The sequence below is a fragment of the Streptomyces sp. NPDC090499 genome, from assembly GCF_044769305.1.
In the GTDB taxonomy this organism is placed as follows: domain Bacteria; phylum Actinomycetota; class Actinomycetes; order Streptomycetales; family Streptomycetaceae; genus Streptomyces.
The window spans coordinates 286,359-297,197 of record NZ_JBIVXP010000012.1 but is presented as its reverse complement, the minus strand read 5'-3'; the positions used below and the strand labels follow the sequence as shown (position 1 = coordinate 297,197).

At 71.2% G+C, this 10,839-nt stretch carries 7 protein-coding genes; 5 read left to right on the top strand and 2 right to left on the bottom strand.

Translation table 11 applies throughout. The features are described 5' to 3' along the window. Positions 1–151 precede the first annotated feature (151 nt). Positions 152–3,469, bottom strand: coding sequence for a choice-of-anchor D domain-containing protein (locus tag ACIQVL_RS36180; RefSeq protein WP_403477440.1), 3,318 nt, complete (start codon positions 3,467–3,469; stop codon positions 152–154). 345 nt (positions 3,470–3,814) lie between these two features. On the opposite strand from ACIQVL_RS36180, the gene ACIQVL_RS36175 reads away from it, so the two are divergent. Further along, on the top strand, positions 3,815–5,989 hold the full coding sequence (locus tag ACIQVL_RS36175; RefSeq protein WP_403477439.1) for a DEAD/DEAH box helicase: 2,175 nt from the start codon (positions 3,815–3,817) through the stop codon (positions 5,987–5,989). A 3-nt stretch (positions 5,990–5,992) separates the two neighbouring features. Beyond that, positions 5,993–6,445, top strand: coding sequence for a hypothetical protein (locus tag ACIQVL_RS36170; protein ID WP_403477438.1), 453 nt, complete (start codon positions 5,993–5,995; stop codon positions 6,443–6,445). Between the two features lie 5 nt (positions 6,446–6,450). Here ACIQVL_RS36170 and ACIQVL_RS36165 read toward each other — a convergent pair whose 3' ends face one another. Continuing rightward, a complete protein-coding gene (locus tag ACIQVL_RS36165) occupies positions 6,451–7,452 on the bottom strand; it encodes a LacI family DNA-binding transcriptional regulator (protein ID WP_403441081.1) in 1,002 nt (333 codons plus the stop codon). 243 nt (positions 7,453–7,695) lie between these two features. Between ACIQVL_RS36165 and ACIQVL_RS36160 the strand changes: the two genes are divergently transcribed. From ACIQVL_RS36160 to ACIQVL_RS36150, 3 genes are read left to right on the top strand one after another with little or no spacing between them, the layout of a single operon-like run. Next, positions 7,696–9,030: an ABC transporter substrate-binding protein gene (locus ACIQVL_RS36160; RefSeq protein ID WP_403477437.1), complete on the top strand. Its 1,335-nt coding sequence runs from the start codon at positions 7,696–7,698 to the stop codon at positions 9,028–9,030. Between the two features lie 7 nt (positions 9,031–9,037). Beyond that, on the top strand, positions 9,038–9,985 hold the full coding sequence (locus ACIQVL_RS36155) for a carbohydrate ABC transporter permease (protein ID WP_403477436.1): 948 nt from the start codon (positions 9,038–9,040) through the stop codon (positions 9,983–9,985). Further along, positions 9,982–10,839: a carbohydrate ABC transporter permease gene (locus tag ACIQVL_RS36150; protein ID WP_403441073.1), complete on the top strand. Its 858-nt coding sequence runs from the start codon at positions 9,982–9,984 to the stop codon at positions 10,837–10,839. The genes ACIQVL_RS36155 and ACIQVL_RS36150 overlap by 4 nt, the downstream gene beginning before the upstream one ends.

Below are 10,839 nucleotides of genomic sequence, written 5' to 3'. Positions count from 1 at the left end.
CCACCCGGTGGTCCTGTTTGTTTTTACCCGGGTGGGGTCCCCCTCCTGTTTTCCGACAACCCGTTACATCTTTTTTTTTCAAATATAACCCGGGGGGGCCCCCCCCCCCCCCGGGGCCCCCCCCCCGCCCGTCGTTCCGTGGGACGTGGGATCAGATGAGGGAGTTGTAGATCTTCCAGCCGGGTCCGACGCCGACACGCGCCGCGTACGGTGCCGAGGCGTTGCCGGTGCCCCGGTAGAGCCACAGCGTGCCCGTGGTGTCGCGGGCCAGCAGGTCGGCCCTGCCGTCGCCGGTGACGTCGCGCGGTCCGGCGAACGCGTTGTAGGTGTTCCAGCCCGTGCCGATCCTGGTGCGGGCGGCGAAGGGGGCGGTGGCCTTGCCGGTGCCCCGGTACAGCCACAGGCCACCCCCGGTGTCGCGGGCGACCAGGTCGGCCCTGCCGTCCCCCGTGACGTCGCCCGCGCCGGTCAGCGCGGAGTAGGTCTGCCAGCCTCCGCCGATCAGGGTGCGGGCGGCAAAGGGGGCGGTGGTGTTGCCGGTGCCGCGGTAGAGCCAGAGCCTGCCCGTGGTGTCGCGGGCGACCAGGTCGGCCTTGCCGTCGCCGGTCAGGTCACCGGTTCCGGTCAGCGAGGTGTAGCCGCCCCAGCCCGGCCCGACCTTCTTCCGGGCCGCGAGCGGAGCCGCCGCCTTTCCGGTCCCCTGGTACAGCCACAGCGTGCCCGAGGCGTCGCGGGCCACGACCGAGCCGCTGCCGTCCGACATCACCCGCGAGACGCTGGTGATCAGGTTGTACGTGTTCCAGCCGGGGCCGACAGAGAGGCGCTTCGCGAGCGGCGCCGCCGGCACGCCCGTGCCGTGGTACTGCCACAGCGTGCCGGAGGTGTCCCGCGCCAGCAGCGTGCCGAGCTGTGCCGGCGGCGGGGTGCCCGTGCCGCTGACCGCCTCCAGCATCGCGCCCTGCCCGGCGTCGCCGGTGATCTCGTACGACGCCGACCGGGCGCCGACGACGGTCGGCGAGAAGGTCACGGTCTGCCGCACGCTCTGCTCGGGGCCGATGACCAGGCCCTCGGGCAGCGGGTCGGCGCTGGTGAACACGCCGGCCGGCGCCTTCGCCTTGGTGATCGTGACCGGCACGTTCCCGGAGTTGGTGATGGTGAACGCCTTGGTGACCGACGTGCCGCGGGTGACCCCGCCGAACGCCAGCGACGGGGGAGTGAGCAGCAGGTGCCCCTTGCCGCTGATCGCGTTGCCCTCGACCGGGATGGTCAGCGTGCCGCTGGTGCTCGTCAGCGTGAGCGACGAGGAGTGCCGGCCGGTGGCCGTGGGCGCGTAGCCGACGCGGAGCACGACCGAGCCCTGGGCCGGGACGACCGTCGGGTCCGCCGGGTCGGCGCTCGGCAGGTTGTCCGCGCTGAACGGCCCGGTGGGCGGGGTGACGGAGGTGATGGTCTCCGGCTCGGTGCCGGTGTTGGCCACCTGGACGTTCGCGGTGGCCGCGGTCCCCGTCGGCTGGTTGTCGAAGGACACCGTGCCCGGGAACGCGGCCAGCCCGGCCCTGGTCCCGACGCCGTGCAGGCTCAGCGCGAACGTGCCTGCACCCGTGACGACGGTGAGCGTGCCGCTCGCCCCCAGGACCGCGGTCGGCCGGAACGTCACCGGCACGGTGAGCTGTCCGCCGGCCGGGATCGAGGCCGGCAGCGACGAGGTGTCCGCGCTGAACGGGCCCTCGACACTCACCGACCTGATCGTCAGCGCCCTGGACGGGTTCTGATTCTCCGTCAGGACGACGTCGGTGCTCGCCGTCTCACCGACCTGCGTCGTCCCGAAGTCGACCGGTCCGCCCTTGAGGGGGCTGCCCACCGGGTTGCCGTACGCGTAGACCTTGCCGTCCCGGGTGCCGACGAAGACCTGGTTGCCGTCGGTCGCCGGGACGGCGAACTTCGGCGCGGTGCCGATCGGCGCGGACCACACCAGCTTCAGGACGCCGTTCGCGTCCGGCACCGGGTTGTAGGCGCGCAGCTGGGCGCCCACGCCCGTCGGACCGCCCGACCACACGACCCACACCAGGGCGCTGCCCGAGCGCGTCCCGTCGGAGGTGACCACCGGCGAGCCGCTGGTGTAGGGGAAGGAGTCCTGGCTCGCGCCCGCGACGCTCAGCGCCGGGTCGCCCTTGCTGGTCACGCCGCGGTGCAGCGCCGTCAGCGAGCCGCCGTTGCCGACGACGTACACGTAGCCGCCGTCGCCGCCCCAGACCGCGGGGTGGCCCCACTGGCCCTTCAGCGGTCCGGTGACGCCGACGACCGCGTCCGTTCCGCCGGGGCCCTGCGAGCGTCCGCCGAGGTGGTCGCGGTCCAGCAGGAACACCCGGCCGTCCTTGCCCTGTTGCACCATCAGGTGCGGGTGGGAGGCGGTGCCGAAGCTGTCGGGGAGGCCCACCGGGCCGCCGGAGGCCAGGTCGGTGTCCTGCTGGTCGAGCGTCGGCGCGTCGGAGGGGCTGAAGAAGTCCGCGGTCTTCAGGCTCTGGTCGGGCTGCACCTGGAGCCGGACCACGGACTCCGCGAGCGTGCCGGGCGGCGAGGTGCCCGGACCGGGCGCCGGGCTGACGCCGTTGCCGGTGGCCACGAAGATCCGGCCGGGACCGTCGGAGACCAGACCGCCCCCGGAGTGCCAGATGCCGGCGCCGCTGTTGCTGGCGCCGGTCTCCGCCGCCCACATCGACGTCACCGAGGGCGACGTGGTGCTGACGCCGACCACGTAGCCGCGGTACGGCTTGGCGTCGCAGTGCCCGCCGAAGCCCGCGTACACGACCCCGTCGAGCAGCAGCAGCCCCGGCCGCTGCATCTCGTACGCGGGCAGGAACGACTGGCTCGGGTCGTTGGACGCCGAGCCCTGGATCGTCACCGGGAAGCCCTGCTTCTCCACGCCGGTGACCGGGTCGAGGGCGTGCATGTACCAGTGCGGGTTGAGCGCGTTCGGGCCGTCGTCGACCTTGGTCGTCAGGTAGACCGCGCCGGTCGCCGGGTCGTACACCGGTGTGCCGGTGCTGCCGACGTTCGGCGCCAGGTCGCCGCAGCTGAGCGTCGCGGCCGGCCACGCGGGCCCGAAGTTCCGCTGCCACAGCACGGCGCCGGTGGTCCGGTCCAGGCCGTAGGCCCTGTTGTTCTCGGTGACCGCCACCACCGTGGCGCCGACCACGATCGGCTGCGCGTAGATCTGCCCGTCCAGTTGGGCCGGGGTCTTCCACAACTGCCCGAACGACGACGACTGCACGTCCGCCGCGCTCAGGCCTCCCTCCCCCTGATCCCAGCCGGTCCGCAGCGAGTCCACCGACCCGGTGGTCTCGCTGGCCCGCGCCTGCGGGACCCCCACGCCGAGCAGCCCCGCCGTGAGCGCGCCCGTCACCGCGAGCACCAGCCCGCGCCACCCGGCGCCTGTCCTCCGTATGCCGCCGCGTCTGTCAGCACCCACGACGAAAACCCCCTCCGATGCCGGTCCCTGAAGCCCCCGCGACCGCGCTCCCCGCGCGACCGCCCTTCCCCGAGCCGGCCGGCGCCTCGGGCGGCCTCCTGATGAGGAGGGACGCGGCGCACGGTCGCAGCCCGCGCATCAAACCACACAATCCACCCCACGTGACCTGGTTGTCCCTTCTCTCGCGCGCGGCGTCTTGCGACGCGGGTCCTGACAACTCCCGTACCGTGCGCGGCCATCCGTGGTTCACCTGTGGCGGTGGGCGCCCCGGCACCGCCGGTGATGTCGGTGCCGGGTGGGAAGATGCCGGGACGGCCGGTGCGTGAGGAGTGAGGGGCGGGGCGCGTGGGGCGGGAAGAGCGGGACGTGGTCGCGCGGGGAGCGCGACTGGCCGAGGCGGCCCGGAACGTGACCGGCGATCACGGCAGGGCGGTCGAGGCCGTACGGGCGGCACTCACGCCGATCCAGGACGCGGCGGTACGGCGGGAGCTCGACGCCATCCCGGTCGCGCGGCTCCAGGACGTCACCGAGGGCCGGCTGCGGCTGGGCGGCGTCGAGCAGAGCGGGCTGGGGACGGTGGGCGCCGTGCTCGACGCGGGTGCGTACCGGTTGCTGCAGATACCCGGTGTGGGGCGGCGCACCGTCGACCAGATGATCGCCGCGGCCCGCCGGCTCTCCGAGGCCGTGCGCGAGACCGTGGCCGTCCACATCGACGTGGACCGGCCGGAGCCGGGCACCACCGCGCTCGTCGTGGCGCTGCACGTGCTGGTGGAGGCGGGGCCTCAGGCGCGCCGCGCCGTCGACCGTGCCGACGCCCTGTCGCGACGGCTGGAGCCGCTGCTGGCCGAGGCCCGCCCCGCCGCCGGGCGGTTCCGGATGCTCCTGGCCGGCCGGGAGCGGAAAGCCCGCGCGCTGGCGGCCGTGGCCGGACTCCGGCCGCTGGTCGACGAGGCGGACCGGGGACGGCTGCTCGAACTCTTCGCCCAGGCCTCCGTCGACCTGCTCCGGGGACCGTCGTCCGACCTCGCCGCCTGGGCGGACTTCGAACTGCGCTCCGCCGACTACTACGGCCTGCTCGCCGAGATCTCCGGCGCGGCGCCCGACGCGGCCGCCGCCGAGGGCTTCCTGCCCGACGAGATCGCCGAGCGGGTCCGGGCCCAGCGCCTCGACGACTCGCACCGGCGGGTCTCGCTACGCGGCTACCAGGCGTTCGGCGCACGGTTCGCCCTCGCGCAGCGCAACGTCATCCTCGGCGACGAGATGGGGCTCGGGAAGACCATCCAGGCGATCGCCGTACTGGCCCACCTGGCCGCCGAGGGGCAGAGCCACTTCATGGTGGTGTGCCCGGCGAGCGTCCTCGTGAACTGGACGCGGGAGATCGAGGCCCGCAGTGTCCTGCGCGTGCTGCTGCTGCACGGCCCCGACCGGCGCGACGCGTTCGCCGACTGGAAGGGGCGGGGCGGGGTCGGGGTGACCACGTTCGACGCCCTGCGCGGCTTTCCCGCACCGGACGGCGGCGAGGTCGGCCTGTTCGTGGTCGACGAGGCGCACTCGGTGAAGAACCCGAAGGCCAAGCGGTCCCAGGCGGTCGCCCGGTGGGCGGAGCACTGCGAGCGCACCCTCTTCATGACCGGCACCCCGATGGAGAACCGGGTCGCGGAGTTCCGCAACCTGGTCGGGATGCTCGACCACGGTGTCGCCAGGTCCCTGGAGGACGGCGACGCCCTGGCCGGATCGGTCGCCTTCCGCAGGGCCGTCGCCCCCGTCTACCTGCGGCGCAACCAGCAGGACGTGCTGACCGAACTCCCCAGCCTCCAGCACACCGACGAGTGGGAGGAGCTGAGCGCGTCGGACGAGGAGGCGTACCGCGACGCCGTACGCGCAGGCAACTTCATGGCGATGCGCAGGGCCGCCTACCTGCGCCCCGAGAAGTCGGCCAAGCTGGAGCGGCTCCGGGAGATCGTCGAGGAGGCCGCCGAGAACGGGCAGAAGACGGTGGTCTTCTCCTACTTCAAGGACGTCCTGCGCGTGGCCGGGGAGGCGCTCGCCGCCGGCACCACGGTCTTCGGCCCGCTCACCGGCGCCGTCCCCGCCGCCCGCCGGCAGCAGGTCGTCGACGACTTCGCCGCCGCCCCGGGCGCCGCGGTGCTCCTGGCGCAGATCCAGGCGGCGGGCGTCGGCCTCAACATGCAGGCCGCCTCCGTCGTCGTCCTCTGCGAACCCCAGATCAAGCCGACCATCGAGCACCAGGCGGTGGCCCGGGCCCACCGCATGGGCCAGGTCAGACCGGTCCGGGTGCACCGCCTGCTCGCCACCGGGGGAGTGGACGAGCGCCTGGTGAAGATGCTGGAGCGGAAGACCCGCCTGTTCGACGCCTACGCCCGCCGCAGCGCCGTGGCCGAAGCCACCCCGGACGCGGTGGACGTGTCGGACACCGAACTGGCCCGCCGGATCGTCGAGGAGGAGCAGGCGCGGCTGGGCATGGCGGAGCGGAACCACGTCGAGAGAGCGGATGTCTGACACATGACCGCGGTCCACGCGCTGATCCATCTTCACGACTTCGACGACGGAAGCGCCGACTTCAAACTGATCGGGGTCTTCACGTCGCCGGACAGGGCGGAGCAGGCCCGAGCCGCCTGCGCGCAACTCCCCGGGTTCAGGGACTTCCCCGACGGCTTCCTGGTCGTCCTGCTCCAGGTGGACGGGGCGCGAGCGGACCGGGGAAGCCTGCCCGAGGACCTGTACCTGCTCTTCCGGACCCTGGAGGATCCCGTCCGGGGCGAAGAAGTCGTCGTCCTGGGGGCCTACCTCTCGGAGGAAGAGGGCAACGAGGCGGCTTCGGCCTACCGGGAAGGCCCACCGGAGGCCGGGTTGGAGGTCTCCCCGGTCACCTTGGACGAGAGAACGTGGTGCGACGGATTCTTCACCTACTTCTCCGACGAGTCCGACGAGTCCGACGAGTCCGTCGAGCAGTGAACCCGTTACCCCGACTCCCGCACCCGCAGCTCCGCCCCCACCTTGAGCTGGTCGGCGGGCAGCGGGTCGCTGCCGGTGAGGAGCCGGGCCGCCTGTTCGACGGTGAGGGCGCCGAGACGGCGGGTGTCCAGGGCCACCGTGGTCAGCGGGGGGTCGACGAGCGTGCCCAGCTGCAGACCGTCGAAGCCGATCACGGCGAGGTCCCGGGGGACCTGCCGGCCGAGTCGGCGGGCGGCGCGCAGCGCCCCTATGGCGACGATGTCGTTGAAGGTGAACACGGCCGTCAGGTCCGGATGCCCGGCGAGGAGTTCCTGGAGCGCGCTCTCCCCGCCCTCGACGCTCTGGTCGGCGCGGGCCACGGAGCCCGAGTCCAGTCCGCACGCGGACATCGCGGCGTCGAACCACCGGTGCCGGATGCTCGGTTCGGACCGTTCGGCGTGGTCGAGCATGCCGATGTGCCGGTGTCCCGCGGCGGTCAGGTGCCTGATCGCCGCGTGCACGCCGCTCTCGCCGTCGATCCGGATCGAGCTGAACCGCTGGGTGCGGTGCTCGCGGTCGATGAGCACCACGGGGAGGCCCAGGGTCAGCCTGTCGATCTCGTCCTCGGGCAGGCTGAGATAGCCCACGACGGCGTCGACCTGGGAGGCGATCACCTCCAGCGTGCCCCGTTCCTCCTCGGTCCGGTCGCCGGTGTCGTACACGACGACGTGCCAGCCGCGGTCCCGGGCCGCCTCCAGCGCGGCCGCGGCGACCTCGGTGAAGAACGGGTTGAGCAGGTCCGGGATCACGAGGCCGACACTTATGGTGTCCTGCCGGACGAGCCCCCGGGCGAACCGGCTCGGCCGGTAGCCGAGCGCCAGGGCGGTGTCGAGCACGCGCTGCTTGGTGGAGGCGCCGATCTCGCCCTTGTCGTTGAGCGCCCGTGACACGGTCTGCCGGGACACGCCCGCAGCCTCGGCCACATCGTCGATCGTGACCCTGCGGGGTCCGGTCCCCGACGACGCCATCACTCACCTCCGCGTAATTGCCGACGCGCCAGCGTCGCAGGGACACCGAGTATGCCCCGGTGCGTAGAAACCTTGACACTCTGGCGTTCGGAAGCCCACACTCCCAATCACTTCCCGTTACCGCTCCCGTGAGCGCTCACGTTACCGCTCACGGAACCCAATTCCAACCAGAAGGCATCCGCCTCCAGGTGTCAACGTCGACCCGCCTGGGCCCGTAACCAGGCGTTCTCTGGAACGGAAGATATGAGAAGCACAGCCACGCGCACCCGCCTCGCCGCAGCAGCCGCGACCGCGGGCATCGTCGTACTCGCCGGGTGTTCCTCGTCCGGTTCGTCGGACAAGGCGTCCGCCGCCTCCTGCGAGCCCGCGAAGGGCAAGGTCACCCTCCAGTACTGGAACACCGTTCCGGGCATGGACCAGGTCGTCGACCTGTGGAACAAGCAGCACCCGGACATCCAGGTCGAGACGAAGAACATCTCCAACGACCAGTACGGCACCCTCGGCAACGCCCTCAAGGCGGACAAGGCCCCGGACCTCGCCCAGGTCGGCTACGACGAACTGCCCAACCTGCGCACCCAGAGCGCCTTCGTGGACGCCTCCGCCTGCAAGGCGGCCACCGCGGCGAAGTCGAAGTTCGTACCGTGGACCTGGTCGCAGACCAGCTTCGGCGGCACCGGCGTGTTCGCGATCCCGCAGGACACCGGCCCGATGGCGCTCTACGTCCGCAGCGACCTCTTCAAGAAGTACAACGTTGCCGTTCCCACCACCTGGGACGAGTACGCGACGGCCGCCGAGAAGCTGCACAAGGCGGACCCGAACCTCGACATGACGTTCTTCGACCCGAACAACGCCGAGTGGTTCAACGGGCTCCTGTGGCAGAACGACGCCAAGATGTACGGCTACTCCGGCGACAAGTGGCAGGTCTCCGTCGACTCGGCGCAGAGCAAGCAGGTCGCGGACTACTGGCAGAAGCTGATCTCCGAGAAGGTCGTGCGCACCGACCTCGCCCACGGTTCGACCCAGATGTACGCGGCGTACCAGAAGGACCAGCTCGCCACCTACGTCGGCGCCGCCTGGGGCTACAGCATGTTCCGCGACAACCTGCCCAAGCAGGCCGGGAAGTGGTCGATCGTCCCGATGCCGACGTGGGGTTCGAACCCCTCCTCCGGTGACTGGGGCGGCTCGACCGTCGCGTTCATGAAGGGCAGCGCGCACCTCTACGAGTCGGTCGAGTTCAACACCTGGCTGAACACCGACCCGGACGCGCTGGCGATGGAGAACAAGCTCGGCGGGCTCTACCCGGCCGCCAGCGCCGGTCTCGACCTGCCCGCGCTGAAGCAGGGCGTGCCGTACTACAACAACGAGAAGATCTTCGACGTCTTCGCCGACGCCTCCAAGAAGATCGACACCAGCTTCGCCTGGGGCCCCACGCAGAAGACCGTGAACCTGGCCCTCCAGGACGCGATGGCCAAGGCGGCGGCCGGCAGCGGCACCCTCAGCGACGCGCTCGCGACCGCGCAGGCGGCCGCGCTGAAGTCGATGAAGGACCAGGCGATCCCGGCGACGGCGGGCAAGTGACCACGGCATGACCGACCTCGCAACCCGCTCGGCCGGCGTGCGAACCACGCCCGGAGGCCGCCGTCGCCCGAACGGCGGCGGCCCCCGGGCGGCCACCGTCGCCGCCTTCGTGACCCCGTTCTTCCTGCCCTTCCTGCTGTTCTACCTGGTGCCGGTCGGCTACGCCCTCTGGCAGAGCTTCCGCGTCGTGCGCCGCTCCGGCGGCCAGTACGGCACGTCGTACACGACCTTCGGCGGCTTCGAGCAGTACGGGCAGGTGCTCCAGAACCACGAGTTCTGGTCCAGCATCGGCCGCATCGGGCTGTTCGGCGTCGTGCAGGTGCCGGTCATGCTCTTCGTGGCCCTGATCATCGCGCTGCTCCTCGACACGCCCCTGCTGCGGGCCAAGGGGTTCTTCCGCATCGTCGCGTTCATGCCGTACGCGGTACCCGGCGTGATCGCCGCCATCATGTGGTCGTACCTCTACTCGCCCCAGCTCAGCCCGGTCGTCGACCTGCTGAACGGCATCGGGCTGCACCCCGACTTCCTCGGCCCCGGCGCCGTGCTCTGGTCGGCGGCGAACGTCTCCACCTGGCTGTGGACCGGCTACAACATGCTGATCATGTTCTCGGCGCTGCAGTCGATCCCGCAGGAGCTGTACGAGGCCGCCAAGCTCGACGGCGCTTCCAACTGGACGATCGCCTGGCGGGTCAAGGTGCCCATCATCGCGCCGTCGATCGTGCTGACCACCGTCTTCTCGATCATCGGCACGCTCCAGCTGTACGCGGAGCCGGCCGTGCTGCGGCAGATCTCCTCGAACATCTCCAGCACGTTCACGCCGAACATGCTCGCCTACACGGTGGCCTCCGGGAACAACTACCAGCAGGCCGCGGCCATCTCGGTGGTCATCGCCGTCATCACCTTCGTCTTGAGCTTCGGGTTCATGCGACTGACCTCGAAGAAGGCCGGACTATGAGCAAACCGACCATGGACCGCGAAAGCCGGATCAGCCGGACGGCCGCCATGGGGCTGATGCTGCTCCTCGCCGTCTACTTCCTGCTGCCCGTGTACTTCCTGGTCGTCGCGGCGACCAAGCCGCAGGGCGACCTCGCCGCCACCAACGGCCTGGCCTTCTCGCACTTCAACCTGTTCGACAACCTGCACACCCTGTTCACCCGCAGCGACGGCATCTTCGGCCGCTGGGCCCTCAACACCGTCCTCTACGCGGTGCTGGGCGCGGCCGTGGGCACCCTGATCTCCGCGCTGTGCGGCTACGCCCTCGCCAAGTTCGACTTCCGCGGCCGGGAGTTCCTGTTCTCCGTCATCCTCGGCGGCGTCCTGGTGCCCACCACCGCGCTCGCCCTGCCGCTGTTCCTGCTGTTCTCGGCGACCGGGCTCGTCAACACCTACCTCGCGGTGTTCCTGCCCAGCATCGTCAGCCCGTTCGGCGTCTACCTCGCGCGGATCTTCGCCAACGCCTCCGTGCCGCAGGAGCTGATCGAGTCGGCGCGGCTGGACGGCGCCGGGGAGTTCCGCACGTTCTTCTCGGTGGCGTTCCGGCTGATGACCCCGGCCCTGGTGACCATCTTCCTGTTCCAGTTCGTGGCCATCTGGAACAACTTCTTCCTGCCGATGGTCATGCTCCAGAAGGAGTCGCTCTTCCCGATCACCCTCGGCCTGTACGAGTGGAACGGCCAGACCGCCCGCTCCCCGCTGCTCCAGGAGTCCATCATCACCGGCTCACTGGTGTCGATCCTGCCGGTGATCGTCGTGTTCATCCTCCTCCAGCGGTTCTGGCGCACCGGCCTCGCCGCCGGCTCCCTCAAGTGA